This is a genomic window from Aminobacter sp. BA135, assembly GCF_050859125.1.
Lineage (GTDB): Bacteria > Pseudomonadota > Alphaproteobacteria > Rhizobiales > Rhizobiaceae > Aminobacter > Aminobacter ciceronei.
The window spans coordinates 1056072-1072369 of the sequence record NZ_CP139572.1 but is presented as its reverse complement, the minus strand read 5'-3'; the positions used below and the strand labels follow the sequence as shown (position 1 = coordinate 1072369).

The following is a 16298-nucleotide window of genomic DNA, read 5'->3' as shown; positions in this document are numbered from 1 at the left end:
GTTCTTTCCTGTCGTGCCGCCAGCGCGGCTGGAGTTCTGCCGACGCCTGGTCAGCGCGAGAGGTCGAGCACCTTGTTTTCGAACAGGCGGTTGCGCGAGCCTTCCAGATGTTCGCGCATGCGGTCGCGCGCCAGCTCCGCCTCGCCGGCGGCGATCGCATCGCAGATGCCGCGATGCTCGTCATAGACCTGTTCGAGCTTGGTCAGCGGGCCCATCAGGGACAGGCCGTGCAGGTTCATGCCGACGGCGATGTGCTGGCGCAGCGCATCGAGGCAGGCGGTGTAATAGTGGTTGTTGGCGGCCTCCGCCACCGAGCGGTGGAACAGGAAGTCGACATCGGAGCGGTGGGTCTGGTCGCGCGTCGCGTCGCGCAGTTCGGAAAGGGCAGCACGCATCTTCTGCATCGCGGCGGCGTCGTGGCGCAGGGCGGCGAAATAGGCGGCCTCCGGCTCGATGGTCAGGCGAAACTCGTAGCAGCGCTGGATGTCGGCAATGGTCTTGACCGGCGAGAAACCGAGATTGGTCTTCTGCGTGTCGAAGACGCGGACATAGGTGCCCGATCCCTGGCGGGAATAGACGAGACCGACATCGCGCAGGCGGCCCAGTGCATCGCGCACGACAGGCCGCGAGACGCCGAGCAACGTCGCCAGATCATGCTCGCCCGGCAGCTTGGATCCGGAGGGGAATTCGCCCGAGACGATGCGTTCCTGCAACTGGTCGAACACCTTGTCGACCAGCTTGGGCGCCTTGGAAGCGCCCTTGCTGCCATTGCCCGACTTGTCGCCTGCCTCGGTGGTGTCGGGCTCTGTCCCGTCCTGCTGCAATTCGGTCGTCATGTGCGTTCCGCCTGTTCCCCGCTCGGTGGCCGCAAGAGATCGGAGAGAACCGCGGCCGTCCCGAATCCGCCGGATTTTACGACACAGCGCAGCCCCTCGCCATGGCGCATCGCAATGGTGAACCAGGGCAGGCCCGGCGCCACCTCGCCCCGCGGAAATAACACGTCGGCGCTGAACGCGCCAAGTATGGCCAGTGCCGTATCCCCACCGCCCATGACCAGCGTCGACGGGCGTATCAGGTGGACGGCTTCGGCGACCCCCTCGGCGAAACGGGCAGCGATTCGCGCCGGCTCCTCGACCATATCGCCGGTGCAACGGACAACGATCGGCAGGGCGCTGTCGGCAGACAGGGCGAAACGACCGTTCAGGGCGTCGACGATCTGGACATCGGGATTGTCCTCGACCAGTCGGGCGACCTGCTGGTCGGTGATCGGGTCGCGCGAGCCGAAGGCAAACAGCACGGTCTGGTCGCTCGCCGGTGAGACTGCTGGCCGGGCATTGCCGTTGGCGTGGAGCTGACGGGCGAACGCCAGGCCCAGCCCACGCGCGCCGACGGCAACATTGGTGCTCCAGTCGGTGTCGGCGACAACCTGGTCGAGATCGGCGTCGTTGGCGGCATTGCGCACGGAGACCCGCCTTGTCGAGCCGGCGAATGCCGGCAGCACCGGCAAGGGCGCATCGATGCCCCGGCCGACCACCGCGCCATCTCGTGTGGTGCGGCCCTGGTCGGGAACGGCCGGTGCCACGACGAGCGTATCGCGGCCGGAAGCTTCGGCCAATGCGTCGGCTTCGGCGCCGACATTGCCCTTCAGCCGCGAGTCGATCTTCTTCATCACGATCCCCGGAGCATGTGGCATCAATCGCTTCGCCGCGTCGCGCACCCTAGCCGATGCCACCTCGGCCGGCAGGGCCCGTGACGCCGTGCTGACGGCGAAAACATCGGGCTTGATCGCCAGTGCCTTGCCAGTCGCCTTGGGCGTGACTGCCACCGCTACAGTGAGCCCGGACGCGACGAAGGGCGCCGAGGTGTCGAGCGCTCCGGTCAGGTCGTCGGCAACGATGGCGAGCATCAGCTTCATTGCGCCGTCCCCATCTCGACGGCATGACAGGCGACGTGGTGGCCGGGCACTGCCTCGCGCCACTCGGGGACGACGCTCTTGCATTTGTCCATGGCGATGGGACAACGCGTGTGGAAACGGCAACCGGCGGGCGGCGCAAGCGGGCTCGGCACATCGCCTGTCAGGATCTGGCGCTGGCGCGTCTTCTCAAGCTCGGGGTCCGCTTCCGGCACTGCCGACAGCAGCGCCCTGGTGTAGGGATGCAGCGGGTTGGAGAACAGCTGTTCGCGGCTCGCCAGCTCCGCAATGCGACCGAGATACATGACGCCGACGCGGGTGCTGATATGGCGCACCACGGCAAGGTCGTGGGCGATGAACAAATAGGTCAGCCCGTACTTCTCCTGCAGATCGAGCAGCAGGTTGATGATCTGCGCCTGCACCGACACGTCGAGCGCCGAGATCGCCTCGTCGCAGACGATGAATTTTGGCTGGCAGGCGAGCGCGCGGGCGATGGCGACGCGCTGGCGCTGGCCGCCCGAGAGCTCATGCGGATAACGCTGAGCGAAGCGCGCCGGCAGGCCGACATCGGCGAGCAGGCGCGACACACGATCCGGCAGTTCCGCCTTGGTGGCAAGTTTGTGGAACAGGATCGGCTCGCCGACCACTTCGCCGATGGTCATGCGCGGGTTGAGCGTCGAATAGGGATCCTGGAAGACGATCTGCAGTTCACGGCGATAGGGCCGCATGCGCTTCTCGTCGAGCGAAACGATGTTCTCGCCCTGGAAGATGACCTTGCCCGACGTCGCCTTCTGCAGGTTGAGCAGCGTGAAGCCGGTCGTCGACTTGCCGCAGCCGGATTCACCGACCAGCGACAGCGTCTCGCCGGCGAAGATGTCGAAATTGACGTCGTCGACGGCATGCACGGTGGCGCCGCGCTCGCCGAAGGCACCGAGGCGGACGACGAAATGCTTGACGAGGTTCTCGACCTTGATCAGCGGTTCGGCAGCCATCATGCGGCCTCCTTCATCTGGCGCTGGGCGACGAAGCAGGCGACGCGATGGCCGCCTGAGCCCGCGACCGGCTCGAGCACCGGCACGCGCTCGTGGCACACGCTTTCCGCCAGGGCGCAACGTGGCGCAAACGGGCAGCCCTTGGGGCGACGACCCGGTTCGGGCGGCGTGCCGCCGATCGACGACAGCCGGCTGGCGCGCTCGTCGGACAGTTTGGGGATCGAGGCCAGCAAGCCGCGCGTATAGGGATGCGTCGGCCGGGCGAACAGCTCGCCGACCGGCGCATCTTCGACGACGGTACCAGCATAGAGCACGGCGACACGATCGACGAGACCGGCAATCAGCGCTAGATCGTGGGTGATCCACACCACCGACATGTTGAGCTTCTTGCGCAGGTCCTTCACCAGGTCGACGATCTGCGCCTGGATGGTGACGTCGAGGGCCGTCGTCGGCTCGTCGGCGATCAGAAGTTCCGGATCGCAGGCTAGGCCGATGGCGATCATGACACGCTGACGCATGCCGCCGGAGAGCTCGTGCGGATAGGCCTCGATGCGCTGTTCCGGGCCTGGAATGCCGACGAGGCGGAGCAGCTCGATGGCACGCTTGCGCGCATCGGCCTTGCTCATGTTGCGGTGGTAGATCAGCGGCTCGCACAGCTGGTCGCCGATGCGCATCACCGGATTGAGCGAAGTCATCGGATCCTGGAAGACGAAACCGATCTTGCCGCCGCGTACCTGGCGCAGCTCCGACTTCGACATCTGGAGCAGGTCGCGTCCGTTGAAATCGGCCGAGCCGCCCTTGACCCGGATCTTGTTGGGCAGAAGCCGCACCAGGCTGAGCATGGTCAGGCTCTTGCCGCAGCCGGACTCGCCGACGACGCCGACGGTCTCGCCTTTGCCGACGGTCAGGTTGATGCCGTCGACGATGACGGCGGGGCCGCGGCGGGTGTCGATCTCGATGGTCAGGCCGCGCACGTCAAGCAGCGGCTTGTGGTCTGCGGGAGCGGTCATTTGCTGCCCCTCGGGTTGAGAGCATCGTTGAGGCCGTCGCCGAGGAATGAGAAGGCGACAGTGGCGAGGCCGAGCACGGCTGCGGGTGCGGCGAGCAGATGCGGATAGTGCTGCCAGACACGCAATCCGTCGGAGATCATGTTGCCCCAGCTGGGCGTGGGAGGATTGACACCGACTCCGAGGAAGGAGAAGGCGCTTTCGAGCACCATGGCGGTGCCGAGGCCGGCACTGACCGAGACGATCAGCGGGCCGATGGCGTTGGGCACGATGTAGCGCATCAGGATCAGCCTGTTGGTCAGGCCGAGCGCACGGGCGGCGGTGACATAGGGCCGGCCGCGGATCGACAGCACTTGCGCGCGGACGAGGCGGGCATAAGGCGGCCAGCTGATCAGCGCCATCGAGCCGAACACCAGCAGGAAGTCGACCCAGATTGTCTCGCGGTAGAACGGGTTGAGCGTCGCCTGGTAACGCGCTTCCATCCATGCGGTGATCGGCGTCTTCAGCGAGGCGTTGATGACGACGACCAGGAGCAGGTTGGGCACCGACATTGTCATGTCGGTGAACCACATGACGGTACGGTCGAACAGGCCACCGAAGAAGCCGGCCATGGCGCCGAGCGTCACGCCGATGGCAACCGCAATGGCAGTCACCACGATCGCCACGACGAAGGCGGTGCGGGTGCCGTAGACGACGCGGGAGAAGACATCGCGACCGAGATCGTCGGTGCCGAACAGATGCGCCAGCGACGGCGCCTGGTTGCGGGCGTTGAGGTCCTGGGTCAGGAAGTCGTACGGCGTCAGCCAAGGACCGAAGATGGCGACGAAGGCAAGCAGGACGACCACGACGAGACCGGCGACCGCCAGCTTGTTGCGCAAAAGGCGGTGCCAGGCATCGCGCCACAAGCTGACGGGGGGCTCGTCGTCGGCCACGGTTGAGGAGAGATTGACCGGTGTTATCGTCATGTCAGCGGCTCCTCATCGTGTCGTTGGCGCGCGGATCGAGCAACGGGTAGAGCACGTCGACAAGAAGGTTCGACAGCATCACCAGGAACGAGCCGATCAGCGTGATGGCCAGGATGACGGGATAATCGGAATTGGTCAGCGCCGAGACGGTTAGGCGGCCGAGGCCGGGCAGGCCGAACACTAGTTCGACGAAGATGGCGCCGTTGACGATGGTGATCATGATCAGGCCGAGCTGGGTGACGACGGGCGTCAGCACCGGCCTCAGGATATGGCGCAGCGCCACCACCATCTCGGGCACGCCCTTGGCGCGGGCGGTGCGGACGAAATCCTCCGACAGCACCTCGATCACCGCCGCGCGGGTCTGGCGCACGATCAGCGCGATCGGCTGGAACGAGAGCACCAGCAGCGGCAACAGGATACGCAGGTCGAAGACGCCGCCCCAGCCATAAGGAACCTTGCCGCCGGGCAGGACGAAGATCAGCGCCACCATCAAGAGCGGGCCGGCGACATAGGCCGGGATGGCCCAGAGGAACAGCGCCGAGCCGAGGATCGTGTAATCGATCTTGGTGTTCTGGTTCATCGCCGCGATCATGCCGAGCGGAACGGCGACGATCGCCGTCAGCACCACCGCGCAGAGCCCGAGCTTGAACGAGACGGGGGCCGCGGCTGACACCATCGCCCAGACCGAGCGGCCCGAAGTCAGCGAGTTGCCGAAATTGCCCTGCAAGAGGTTGAGGATGTAGCTGCCGAACTGGACGAGAAACGGCCGGTTGAGGCCGGCAGCGTCGCGGATCGCCTCGATCTTTTCGGGATTGTAGGCGACGTCGCCGGGCGCGCGCAGGAAGATCAGCTTGATCGGGTCGCCGGCGCCAAAATAGGCCATGGCGTAGACGGCCAGCATGACCAGCAGGACGGACGGAATCCACAGCAGCAGCCGTGTTGCAATATAGCGCAGCATGGCGGGCGGCCTCCCACCGCACGGTATCAGTTCGAGAGAGTAGCACGGGGGACGAGCCCCCGTGCGCTTTACCGGAGCATCAGCCGATGGTGATTTCCCAGGGCGCGACAACCTGCCAGTCGAGGTTCTTGTCGATGCCCTTCACATCGGCATTGGCCCAGCGCGACATCGCCTGTGCGTACCAGGGGATGAAGGTCCAGTCCTCGCGGAAGGCTTTCTGGGCCTCCTGGGCAAGGGCGACACGCTGCGGATCGTCGGCCGCCTTGGTGGAGGCTTCGGCCAGCAACTGGTCGACCTTGTCGTTCTTGTAGCCGCCGAGCTTGTTCTGGGCGTTGGACGAGGTCGAAGCGATGGAACCGGCGAGATAGCTCGCTGCATCGGGCACACGGGTGCCGACGTCGTCGCGGAAGATCTGCACCGCGTTCTGGTCTGGGCCGGCATAGGCGTCCTGCTGCGGCTTCATGTCGACGGCGGTGATGCCGAGATTCTGGCGCCACTGTTCGGCGATGAACTGCGCCGCCGCCTCGTTGGCCGGCGAGGAGATGCCGACGAACAGAATCTTGGGCAGGCGCTCGGGACCGCCATAGGTCGACTCGGCGAGCAGCTTCTTGGCGCCTTCCGGATCGTAGGGGTATGGCTCGAAGCCGGAATTGTCGGCGCCGGGCACCGAGTTGATGACCTGGTCGGTCTTCTTGTGCGGGCCGTCGGGGAATGAGGCCTTCATCAGCCCGTCGCGGTCGACCGCCATGATCAACGCCTGGCGAACCTTGGGATCGTCCATCGGCGCGCGCTTGGAATTGAACCAGAAGTGCTGGCTGGTGGGGATCAGCGGGCCGGAAGCAAATTCGGCGCCGAGGTCCTGCACGATGGTCGAGGTAACCAGCTCGGTGTGGGCGTTGAACTCGCCCGACTTGAGCAGCGAGGTCGCCGTCACATTGTCCTCGATCGAGGCGATCTCGATACGGGCGAGCTTCGGCTTCGGGCCAAAGAAGTTCTCGTTCGGCTCGAACACCAGCTTGCCGCCGTCAATGTCGATGCTGGTCAGCTTGAACGGGCCGGAATAGACGGCGCCTGCATCGGGCGTGAACCAGTCCTGGATCTCGTTGCCGTCCTCGCCGCGCGACTGCGAGGCCTTGGTGATCGGCACGATGTGGTTGGCGACGCGCATGAAATAGATCGGGTCGGCCTCGGTCAGCGTCACGACGACGGTGCCCTCGTCAGGCGTGGCGACGCCGGAAATGGTGTTGGCGCTGCCGCCGGTAACCTCGGCGAAGCCGGCGACCTTGCCGAGAACCTGGTCGGCACGCTGGCTCTTGGTGCCGGGCATGGCCGCAACATTCCACGAACCGGCGACGTCGGCCGAGGTGATCTTGCTGCCGTCGGAGAAGGTCGCCTTGGGATCGAGCTTGAATGTCCAGGTCTTGGAGTCGGCCGAGCCCTCCCAGCTCGTGAAGACGTAAGGATGAATCTTGCCTTCGCTGTCGAAATACATCGGCGAGGCCCACCAGGCCGAATTCCAGCGATAGGGCACGCCGCCGCCGCGCAGCGGCGACCAATCCTGGTTGAAGGCCGGATTGGCAACCTTCAGCACCTGCCCTTCCTGAGCAAAGACGATCTTGGCGTTGAGGCCCAGCAGCGTGAAGCCCACAGCGCTGCCCAGGCCGAGCCTGAGCGCATCGCGGCGGGTCATCCCGGCGCGCGACGGAGTCTCGGTGTTCCGTTTCGACATCACATTTCCTCCCTGAAACCCGTGAACGGCGATGCTCTGGTCGGTCGAAAGGCAACAGACGCGGAAGCGGCAACCGTGGCCAAACAAATGCGGCCGCATTGTAAACATGTCAATTCATTTTTTCGGATTGCGCCAGAGAAAAATCAACCAGAGGTGAAATGACACCAATTAAATAATGTAATATCAATTAGTTAATTCAAGCGTCGCGGCCACCCCTCCAATTCATCAGGAAAAAGCAACTTGACAACTTTGCCGCTTGTGATCAGTTTCGGGCCACAGCCAAGTGCAGCTGGCACCCCCCGAGGTGCATGCGCTCGGGAGGATTCCAGATCGCCGCGCGCCCAAGGGCGTCGCCGGCAGACAGACGGACAGGGAGCGATGACGAGCCGTACGATTGGCATCACCATGGGGGACCCGGCAGGCGTCGGCCCCGAAATCATCTGCAAGTCGCTGGCCGAGATGAGCGCTGCCGACCGCGCCACCATCCGCGTCTTCGGCAACAGCGACAGCCTCGAAGCTGCTGCAAGGATCGTCGGCGCACCGTTGAAATTCGCGCCCACCTCCGGCGGCACCGGCACGGTTGCCGTCGAGCATGTCGCCATTGAGGACGGCCCGATCGCCTTCGGCAAGATCGACGTCCGCGCCGGCGATGCCTCGTTCCGCTTCATCGCGCGTGCGGTGGAAGCAGCGACCGCAGGCGAGATCGGCTGCATCGTCACCGCCCCGATCAACAAGGAGGCGCTGAACCTCGCCGGCCATCACTATGACGGCCACACTGGCATGCTGGCACATCTGACCGGCTCGCGCTCGTCCTGGATGCTGCTCGCCGCCGAGCGTATGTCGGTGATCCACGTCTCGACCCATGTGTCGCTCAAAGAGGCGATTGCCCGCGTGAAGCCGGAGCGCATTCTCGAGACCATCCGTACCGGCCATCGCCATCTGCGCCGCATCGGTATCGACAACCCACGCATTGCGGTCGCCGGCCTCAACCCGCATTGCGGCGAGAACGGCCTGTTCGGCACCGAGGACGACGAGTTCATCGCCCCAGCCGTCGCCGCGGCCAAAGCCGAAGGCATCGACGCCTATGGCCCGGTGCCGCCTGATACTGTCTTCCACCGCGCCTATTCGGGTGCCTTCGACCTCGTCGTTGCCCAATATCACGACCAGGGCCACATCCCGATGAAGCTGGTGGCCTTCGAAACGGGCGTCAACATCTCGCTCGGCCTGCCGATCGACCGCACCTCGGTCGACCATGGCACCGCCTTCGACATCGCCGGGACCGGCAAGGCCAACCACGTCAACATGAATGCGGCGATCGCCTATGCGCGCAAGCTCGCCGGAACGCCTCGGGTGACAGCATGACCAGTTTCGCAATCTCGGGCGTCTTTTCCGCCGCCGCCACGCCCATCAACGCCGACCTGACGACCGACCACGGCCTGCTTGCCAGGCATTGCCAGCGGCTGCTCGACGAGGGTTGCCATGGCGTCGCGCTGCTCGGCACCACGGGCGAAGCCAACTCGTTCTCGCTCACAGAGCGCAAGGCAATGCTGGAAAGCGTCGTCGAGGCTGGTGTCTCGGCCGACAGGCTGATGCCCGGCACCGGCGTCGCCGCCATCCCCGAGACCATCGAGCTGACCCGCCACGCGCTCTCGATCGGCATCGACAAGGTGGTGATGCTGCCGCCCTTCTATTACAAGGGTGTATCAGACGACGGCCTTTTCTATGCCTATGCGCGCATCCTCGAAGGCGTCGCCGACGACCGGCTCAAGGTCGTGCTCTACCACATCCCCCAGGTGTCGGGCATCGCACTGTCGGTCGAACTGGTCGGCCGGCTGATCAAGGCCTTTCCGAAAACCGTCGTCGGCATCAAGGAATCCAAGGGCGACTTCGCCAACATGCAGGCGCTGGTCAGGGCCTATCCCGGATTTGCCGTCTTTCCGGGCGCCGATCCGCTGATGCTGCCGCTTTTGCGCGAAGGCGGCGCCGGCTGCATCACCGCCACCTCCAACCTGATCGCGGATTCGCTGCGCACCGTCTTCGACAACCATGCCAATCCGGCCGAAGAGGCAAAGGTCGAGGCGGCGCAGGCGCGCATCAATGCCTGGCGCAACCTCTCCAACAGCTACGCCCAGATTCCGACCATCAAGGCGATGGTCGGCCTCAAACATGGCGAGAAGGCATGGCAGCGCCTGAGGCCGCCGCTGATGGGCCTGAGCGAAAGCGATATCGCCGCGCTCCGGCCGCAGCTCGAACAGCTGCCAGGAGCGGGGAGATGACGATGAACGCGGCGCAAGCGGACGCATCCGTCATGACCCATGCCGAGGTCGCGGCCCGCATGGACGGCAAGATGCGGGCGACAGCGCCCGGCCGCGCCGAGGCCTTCCTGCCGTCGCCGACGGTGCAGAACCACGCCGCCAACCTGTCGCTGCTTTCAGACGGCACGCTTGCATGCGTCTGGTTCGGCGGCACCATGGAAGGCATGGGCGACATCTCGATCTACATGTCGCGCCTGGCGCCCGGCTCGGACGTCTGGTCGGAACCGGAGAAGATGTCGGACGATCCCCAGAAGTCCGAACAGAACCCGATGCTGTTCAACGCGCCCGACGGCAAGGTCTGGCTGCTCTACACCTCGCAGACCTCGGGCCACCAGGACGGCGCCGTGGTCAAGCGCCGCATCTCTGCCGACGGCGGCAAGACCTTCGGCGACGTGGCTGTCCTTTGTGACATCCCCGGCACCTTTGTGCGCCAGCCGATCATCGTCAACGACCGCGGCGAATGGCTCTTGCCGGTTTTCCGCTGCATCGGGGTATCAGGTGCCAGGTGGAGTGGCGACGCCGACACCGCTGCCGTGCTCGTCTCAACCGATGCCGGCGCAAGCTGGACCATGCACGACGTGACCGACAGCATCGGCGCCGTGCACATGAACATCGTGCCGCTCGACGGCGACGAGATGGTGGCAGTCTACCGCAACCGCTTTTCCGAGCAGGTGCTGCGCAGCCGTTCGTCCGACGGCGGCCGCAGCTGGAGCGCGCCTGAGCCGACCGACCTGCCCAACAACAACTCTTCGGTGCAGGCCGTGCGCGCGAGCGATGGCCGCATCGCCATCGTCTACAACCACGCCAACGCCTCGATGTCGGCTGACCGCCGGCTGTCGCTCTATGACGAGATCGAAGGCGAAGAGACCGAGGCACCCGCTGAGGCAGCCGAGCCGGTCGGCCGCAAGGCCGTCTGGGGCGTGCCGCGCGCACCGCTCAGCCTCGCCTTCTCCTCCGATAGCGGCGAGCGCTTCGGCGGCCGCATCGATCTCGAGACCGGCGACGGCTTCTGCCTGACCAACAATTCCAAGGACGGGCTGAACCGCGAATTCTCCTACCCGTCCATCCTCGCGACTTCGGACGGGGCGATCCACGTCGCCTTCACCTATTTCCGCCGCGCCATCAAACACATCCGCCTGTCGCCGGGAACATTCTGACCATGCGCGACGGCGGCAGCCACCTGGAGCACTGACGATGAACGGTCTCAACACGCCCATCATGATCGTTCGGCCGCCCGTCATCGAGTTCGGCCCCGGCGTCGTCTCGCGGCTGGCCGGCTGGGTCAAGGCACGCAACATCAAGAAGGCTCTCGTCGTCGCCGACGCCTTCAATGCCGCCCGCATCGACACGCTCGCGCTCGGCGTCGAGACGGTCGTCTTCGGCGAGGTAAGGCCCGAGCCGGACCTTCCCAACCTGGACAAGGTGCTTGAACTCGCCGCCCGTTCGGAGGCGGACTTGGTCATCGGTTTCGGCGGCGGCAGCGCCATGGATCTCGCCAAGCTGGTCTCGGTCATGGTCGGCACCGGCCAGCGCCTGCAGGACATCGTCGGCACAGGCAAGGCGGCCAGGCGACGGGTAGCCCTCGCCCAGGTGCCAACGACATCTGGCACCGGCAGCGAGGCAGGCATCCGCGCCTTGGTCACCGATCCTGAAACGCAGGCCAAGCTCGCCGTAGAAAGCATCGAGATGCTGGCCGACATCGCCATCGTCGATCCGGCGCTGACGATGACCGTGCCGCCGGCCGTCACCGCCGCCACCGGCGTCGATGCCATGGCGCATTGTGTCGAGGCCTACACCAACAAGAAGGCGCATCCGATGATCGACCTCTACGCGCTGGAGGGCGTGAAGCTGGTCGGCCGCTATCTCGCCCGCGCGGTCAAGGACGGCAGCGACGTCGAAGCCCGCGCAGGCCTGTCGCTCGCCTCGCTTTATGGCGGCTTCTGCCTCGGGCCGGTCAACACCGCCGGCGGCCACGCGCTTGCCTATCCGCTCGGCACGCGCTGGCACGTCGCCCATGGCGCCGCCAATGCCTTGATCTTCCCGCATGTGCTCGCCTTCAACCTGCCGGCGGCGGTGGAGAAAACTGGCCATGTCCTGTCAGCCCTTGGGCTGCCTGAGGCCCAAGCCGTGCAGGATGTGTTCGGCGCGACGCACGACTACTGCGCTTCGCTCGGCATCGAGATGCGCCTGTCGAAACTAGGCGTACCGGAAGACGACCTGGCGACCATGGCCGACGATGCCTTCGCCATCCGCCGCCTGCTCGACAACAACCCACGTGAATTGACCCGCGACGACATCCTGTCGATCTACCGCGCGGCTCACTGACTGACTCCTCACGGGTGCCGCTGGCGTCAAGATGTCGGCGCTCCCGACGCTTTGACGCCTGCCCTCCTTAGCGGGCGTGGCCCGAGATCGTATTTCAGCCTTCGATACCATCACTGCCGGACATGCATGTGCCACATCTGACCGTCCGGGCCGCCAATGTGCCTGCGACCGGCGCGACCGATCTCATTCGCCAGCCGGGACACTCTGGCCGTTCGTCGGTTCGGATGTCGATCCTCTGCTCGCCAACCGAACCAGTTGACTCCTCCCATATTAATTTCTAAACTTTAGAAAATAATATGGGAGGAACCGGATGGGTGTTCATCACGGCCATATCTTGCGCATCCTCAGGGATGAAGGACCGCAGTCGCGGGCCGACCTGTCGCGCCGGTCGAAGCTGTCGGCGACGACGCTGACCCATGTCACGGCTGCCCTGCTGCGTGATGGCTCGATCCTCGAAGGCGACACCAGCCTGCCCAACGGCGTTGTCGGCCGCCCCGCCCAGGCGGTGAAGCTGGCGCCCGACGCCCGCAGCGTCGCCGGCGTCCATATCGGCGCTGGCAACGTCCAGGTGGCGATCACCGATCTCCTCGCCCGCCCCAAGGCCACCGCCGCCTTTGCCTTCGACACCGAGGCTGCCGATCCCGACGAGATCGTCGGCCAGGTGTCCAGGACTGTCACCGAGCTTGCCGCCGAAGTGCAGGTCGAGACCAGCAGGCTGCTTGGCGTCGGCATCGGCGTGCCCGGCCCGGTCGATCCGGCGCGCCGCACGGCGCTCGCCTCGATCAATGTCGGCTGGCGCAACGTGCCGCTCGCCGACAAGCTCGAAGATGCGCTTCGACTGCCGACGACGGTCGAACACAATGTCAGCGCCATGGCTCTGGCCGAAAGCCACTACGGCATCGGCAAGAATGTGCCGGCCCTGCTCTACATCTACCTGCGCACCGGCCTTGGCGCCGGGTTGATGGTCGATGGCGCGCCGTTCAGGCCGGGCGGTCATGGTGCGGTCGAACTCGGCCACATCCAGATCGTGGCCGAGGGCAAGCGCTGTGCCTGCGGCAATGTCGGCTGCCTCGAAACCTTCGTCTGCGAGCGCGCTTTGATGGACGCTGCCGGCCTCAAGGGCGCGGCGCCCGATAACCTGCTCGCCAGGGTCGAGCAGAACACCATCGCCTGGGACGTCGTCGTTCGCCACCTCACCACCGCGCTCGCCAGCGCCGTCAACATATTGAGCCCCGACCTGATCGTCTTCGGCGGTCATCTCGGCGACGCGCCGCAATCGCTGTTCGAGCGGCTGGAGCGGGACCTGCCGCTCCGCATCATGCCGCATATGCGCGACATATTGAGCATCCGCCGCGCCACCTTCGGAGCGCAGTCCGGCGCCATCGGCGGCGCGGCCGTTGCACTCGACCAGTTCTTCTATTCGGGAGCACTCCATTGAGCGCCGCCCCGTCGACCGTCGCGGCCCCCACTGGCACGCTTCTTTCGCGCATCGGACCACACCTCCCCGGCCTCGCTCTCAACGCCCTCGCCTTCCTCGTCGGCCTCGCCATCTGGTGGGCGATCACGGCAGCCAAGCTGGTTGTCCTGCCCGGGCCGCAGGAAGTGTTCGTCCGCGCCATCGAACTCGCCGCCAACGGCCAGCTCGCGCTCGATATCTTCTCCAGCCTCAAGCGCGTGCTCACAGGCTTCCTGCTCGGCGCAGCACTTGCCATCCCGGTCGGCTTCCTGATGGGCTGGTACAAGATCGCCCGCGCGCTGATCGAACCTTATGTCCAGTTCTTCCGCATGATCCCGCCGCTGGCGGTGATCCCGCTCGCCATCGTCACCATGGGCATCGACGAGGCCCCCAAGATCTTCGTCATCTTCCTTGCCTCGTTCCTGTCCTGCGTCGTCGCCACCTATCAGGGAGTCATCAGCGTCGACCGCACTTTGATCAACGCAGCTCGCGTGCTCGGTGCCAGCGACAGGATCATATTCCCGCGGGTCGTCATCCCGGCGTCGACCCCCTTCATCCTCGTCGGCGTCCGCATCGGCCTGGGATCGGCCTGGGCAACTGTCGTCGCGGCCGAGCTGATCGCGGCGCAGTCGGGCCTCGGCTTCCGGATGCAGCAGGCCCAGCTCTATTACGACCTGCCGACCATCTTCGTCAGCCTGATCACCATCGGCGTGCTCGGCCTGCTGATGGATCGCCTGCTTCAGGCGACCGAACGCCGCCTCACCAGTTGGCAGGAGCGCGCCCAATGATCCAGCCCAAGCTTTCCTTCCAAAATGTCAGCCGCCGCTTCGGCGAAGGCGACAAGTCGTTCCTGGCGCTTGACCGGCTCAACCTCGACATCGCCGACGGCGAGTTCGTCACCGTCGTCGGCCCGTCCGGCTGCGGCAAGTCGACGGCGATGAACATCGCCGCCGGCCTGATGGACGTCTCCGACGGCAAGGTTCTCGTCGACGGCAGGCCGGTCAGCGGCCCGGGGCCGGAACGGGGCGTCATCTTCCAGCAATACGCCCTGTTCCCATGGCTGACGGTGCGCCAGAACGTCGAGTTCGGGCTGCGCATCAAGGGCCTGCCGGCGTCGGAGCGGCGCCGCATCTCCGACCATTTCATCGGGCTGGTCGGGCTCCGTGATTTCGCCGACGCGCTACCCAAGACTCTGTCGGGCGGCATGAAGCAGCGTTGCGCGATTGCCCGCGCCTATGCCGTCGACCCGACGATGCTTTTGATGGACGAGCCGTTCGGCGCCCTCGACGCGCTGACCCGGGTGCACATGCAGGACCAGTTGCTCGACACCTGGAGCCGCGAGCGCCGCACCGTCTTCTTCATCACCCATGACGTCGACGAGGCGGTCTATCTCGCCAACCGCGTCATCGTCATGGCCGCCCGGCCCGGTCGCCTGCACAAGATCATACCGGTCAACCTGCCGGCCGAGCGCAACGAGGATGTGCGCCTGTCCAAGGAATTCACCGAGATACGCAACCAGGTCTGGCACTCGGTCTACCACCAGAAGCCGCAGGTCGAGGCCTGACACCAAAGGGAGGACTACAATGAAGATCAACCTGACCAGGCGCGGCTTTCTCGCCGCAACCGGAAGCGCGCTGGCCGCACCCGCAGTGTTGTCGCTCGGCAGTCCGGCCCGCGCACAGGCCAAGCCGGTGCGCGTCGGCTACATCGCCGACTATTTCGGCACCAGCCTGACCGCTGTTGCCAGCGACCAGGGCCTGTGGGCCAAACATGGCCTCGAACCGGAGCTCAAGGTGTTCACCAACGGTCCGATCCAGGTCCAGGCGCTCGGCGCCGGCAGCCTCGACTTCGGTTATGTCGGTCCCGGCGCCTTGTGGCTGCCCGCCTCTGGCAAAGCCAAGATCGTCGCCATGAACGCGCTTGGCCTGTCCGATCGCGTCATCGCCCAGGCCGGTTTCAACTCGATGGCCGACCTCAAGGGCAAGAAGGTCGGCGTGCCCGAGGGCACTTCAGGCGACATGCTGCTGCGCCTCGCGCTTGCCAAGGCAGGCATGCAGCTCTCCGACGTCGAGGTGGTCAAGATGGACCCGAGCACCGTGGTCTCGGCCTTCGCCTCCAAGCAGATCGACGGTGCCGGCATCTGGTACCCGCTCGTCGGCGTCATCAAGAAGACCGTGCCCGACCTGGTCGAGGTCGCCCAGAGCGCCGATTTCTTCCCGGCCAATTCCTTCCCCTCGGCCTTCGTCGCCCGTAACGAGGTTGCAGCGGAAGATCAGGACACGGTCAGGAAGATGATCGCCGTGCTCAAGGACGCCAACGACTTCCGCGCCGCCGACGTTCCGCGCTCGGTCGAGATCACCGCCAAATTCCTCGGCGTTCCGGCAGACCCGCTGGTAACCGAGAGCAAGAACGGCAAGTACCTGACCAGTGCCGAACTTGCCGCCGCCACCAAGGACGGCACCGTCGCCGGCTGGCTCAAGGGCCTCAACGAGCAGTTTGTCGCTTTCGGCAAGCTGAAGGACCCGCTCGATCCGAAGGACTACTATCTCGGCGATCTCTACGCCGGCTGATCGAGCCTTCTTGCCTCGCCGCTTTGGCGGCGGGGCCTTTCCCGACCTCTCCCATCCAAGCGTGACCCC

Annotated in this window: 15 protein-coding genes; 8 read left to right on the top strand and 7 right to left on the bottom strand. The window is 65.5% G+C overall.

Annotated features, from left to right (window positions below; all coding sequences use genetic code 11):
* Positions 1-50 precede the first annotated feature (50 nt).
* The 7 genes from SLT36_RS05195 to SLT36_RS05165 all read right to left on the bottom strand — a co-directional run bounded on the left by SLT36_RS05195 (position 51) and on the right by SLT36_RS05165 (position 7563).
* On the bottom strand, positions 51-836 hold the full coding sequence (locus SLT36_RS05195; RefSeq protein WP_432286182.1) for a FadR/GntR family transcriptional regulator: 786 nt from the start codon (positions 834-836) through the stop codon (positions 51-53).
* Positions 833-1915, bottom strand: a complete 1083-nt coding sequence (locus SLT36_RS05190) for a four-carbon acid sugar kinase family protein (protein WP_432286181.1) — start codon at positions 1913-1915, stop codon at positions 833-835. The genes SLT36_RS05195 and SLT36_RS05190 overlap by 4 nt, the downstream gene beginning before the upstream one ends.
* Positions 1912-2904: an ABC transporter ATP-binding protein gene (locus tag SLT36_RS05185; protein ID WP_432288257.1), complete on the bottom strand. Its 993-nt coding sequence runs from the start codon at positions 2902-2904 to the stop codon at positions 1912-1914. Before SLT36_RS05185 ends, SLT36_RS05190 begins: the two co-directional genes overlap by 4 nt.
* Positions 2904-3914 carry an ABC transporter ATP-binding protein gene (locus SLT36_RS05180; protein ID WP_432286180.1) on the bottom strand — a complete coding sequence of 337 codons (1011 nt, stop codon included), beginning with the start codon at positions 3912-3914 and terminating at the stop codon, positions 2904-2906. The genes SLT36_RS05185 and SLT36_RS05180 overlap by 1 nt, the downstream gene beginning before the upstream one ends.
* The gene (locus SLT36_RS05175) at positions 3911-4876 is read right to left on the bottom strand and encodes an ABC transporter permease (protein ID WP_432286178.1); all 966 of its coding nucleotides are present in this window, start codon (positions 4874-4876) and stop codon (positions 3911-3913) included. The genes SLT36_RS05180 and SLT36_RS05175 overlap by 4 nt, the downstream gene beginning before the upstream one ends.
* Before the next feature lies 1 nt (position 4877).
* The gene (locus SLT36_RS05170) at positions 4878-5834 is read right to left on the bottom strand and encodes an ABC transporter permease (RefSeq protein WP_432286177.1); all 957 of its coding nucleotides are present in this window, start codon (positions 5832-5834) and stop codon (positions 4878-4880) included.
* 79 nt (positions 5835-5913) lie between these two features.
* Positions 5914-7563 (bottom strand): ABC transporter substrate-binding protein, encoded by a 1650-nt coding sequence (locus tag SLT36_RS05165; RefSeq protein ID WP_432286175.1) that lies wholly within the window; start codon positions 7561-7563, stop codon positions 5914-5916.
* Positions 7564-7941: 378 nt separating this feature from the next.
* Between SLT36_RS05165 and pdxA the strand changes: the two genes are divergently transcribed.
* From pdxA to SLT36_RS05125, 8 genes are all read left to right on the top strand, one after another.
* Positions 7942-8925, top strand: a complete 984-nt coding sequence (pdxA, locus tag SLT36_RS05160; RefSeq protein WP_432286174.1) for a 4-hydroxythreonine-4-phosphate dehydrogenase PdxA — start codon at positions 7942-7944, stop codon at positions 8923-8925.
* A complete protein-coding gene (locus SLT36_RS05155; RefSeq protein WP_432286172.1) occupies positions 8922-9839 on the top strand; it encodes a dihydrodipicolinate synthase family protein in 918 nt (305 codons plus the stop codon). Before pdxA ends, SLT36_RS05155 begins: the two co-directional genes overlap by 4 nt.
* A 32-nt stretch (positions 9840-9871) precedes the next feature.
* Positions 9872-11035: a sialidase family protein gene (locus SLT36_RS05150; RefSeq protein WP_432288255.1), complete on the top strand. Its 1164-nt coding sequence runs from the start codon at positions 9872-9874 to the stop codon at positions 11033-11035.
* Positions 11036-11072: 37 nt separating this feature from the next.
* On the top strand, positions 11073-12203 hold the full coding sequence (locus SLT36_RS05145; RefSeq protein ID WP_432286171.1) for an iron-containing alcohol dehydrogenase: 1131 nt from the start codon (positions 11073-11075) through the stop codon (positions 12201-12203).
* A 310-nt stretch (positions 12204-12513) separates the two neighbouring features.
* Complete coding sequence (locus tag SLT36_RS05140) at positions 12514-13641, top strand: ROK family transcriptional regulator (RefSeq protein WP_432286170.1); 1128 nt, start codon at positions 12514-12516, stop codon at positions 13639-13641.
* 50 nt (positions 13642-13691) lie between these two features.
* Entirely contained in the window at positions 13692-14447 is a 756-nt protein-coding gene (locus tag SLT36_RS05135) for an ABC transporter permease (protein ID WP_432288253.1), read from the top strand.
* Positions 14447-15223 (top strand): ABC transporter ATP-binding protein, encoded by a 777-nt coding sequence (locus SLT36_RS05130; RefSeq protein ID WP_432288251.1) that lies wholly within the window; start codon positions 14447-14449, stop codon positions 15221-15223. The genes SLT36_RS05135 and SLT36_RS05130 overlap by 1 nt, the downstream gene beginning before the upstream one ends.
* A 31-nt stretch (positions 15224-15254) precedes the next feature.
* Positions 15255-16229 (top strand): aliphatic sulfonate ABC transporter substrate-binding protein, encoded by a 975-nt coding sequence (locus tag SLT36_RS05125; protein WP_432288250.1) that lies wholly within the window; start codon positions 15255-15257, stop codon positions 16227-16229.
* Positions 16230-16298: the final 69 nt, after the last annotated feature.

Bases quoted from the DNA above. Each gene is read 5' to 3' on its own strand.
- SLT36_RS05195 (WP_432286182.1), bottom strand. From the start codon at position 836: ATGACGACCGAATTGCAGCAGGACGGGACAGAGCCCGACACCACCGAG.
- SLT36_RS05190 (WP_432286181.1), bottom strand. From the start codon at position 1,915: ATGAAGCTGATGCTCGCCATCGTTGCCGACGACCTGACCGGAGCGCTC.
- SLT36_RS05185 (WP_432288257.1), bottom strand. From the start codon at position 2,904: ATGGCTGCCGAACCGCTGATCAAGGTCGAGAACCTCGTCAAGCATTTC.
- SLT36_RS05180 (WP_432286180.1), bottom strand. From the start codon at position 3,914: ATGACCGCTCCCGCAGACCACAAGCCGCTGCTTGACGTGCGCGGCCTG.
- SLT36_RS05175 (WP_432286178.1), bottom strand. From the start codon at position 4,876: ATGACGATAACACCGGTCAATCTCTCCTCAACCGTGGCCGACGACGAG.
- SLT36_RS05170 (WP_432286177.1), bottom strand. From the start codon at position 5,834: ATGCTGCGCTATATTGCAACACGGCTGCTGCTGTGGATTCCGTCCGTC.
- SLT36_RS05165 (WP_432286175.1), bottom strand. From the start codon at position 7,563: ATGTCGAAACGGAACACCGAGACTCCGTCGCGCGCCGGGATGACCCGC.
- pdxA (WP_432286174.1), top strand. From the start codon at position 7,942: ATGACGAGCCGTACGATTGGCATCACCATGGGGGACCCGGCAGGCGTC.
- SLT36_RS05155 (WP_432286172.1), top strand. From the start codon at position 8,922: ATGACCAGTTTCGCAATCTCGGGCGTCTTTTCCGCCGCCGCCACGCCC.
- SLT36_RS05150 (WP_432288255.1), top strand. From the start codon at position 9,872: ATGACCCATGCCGAGGTCGCGGCCCGCATGGACGGCAAGATGCGGGCG.
- SLT36_RS05145 (WP_432286171.1), top strand. From the start codon at position 11,073: ATGAACGGTCTCAACACGCCCATCATGATCGTTCGGCCGCCCGTCATC.
- SLT36_RS05140 (WP_432286170.1), top strand. From the start codon at position 12,514: ATGGGTGTTCATCACGGCCATATCTTGCGCATCCTCAGGGATGAAGGA.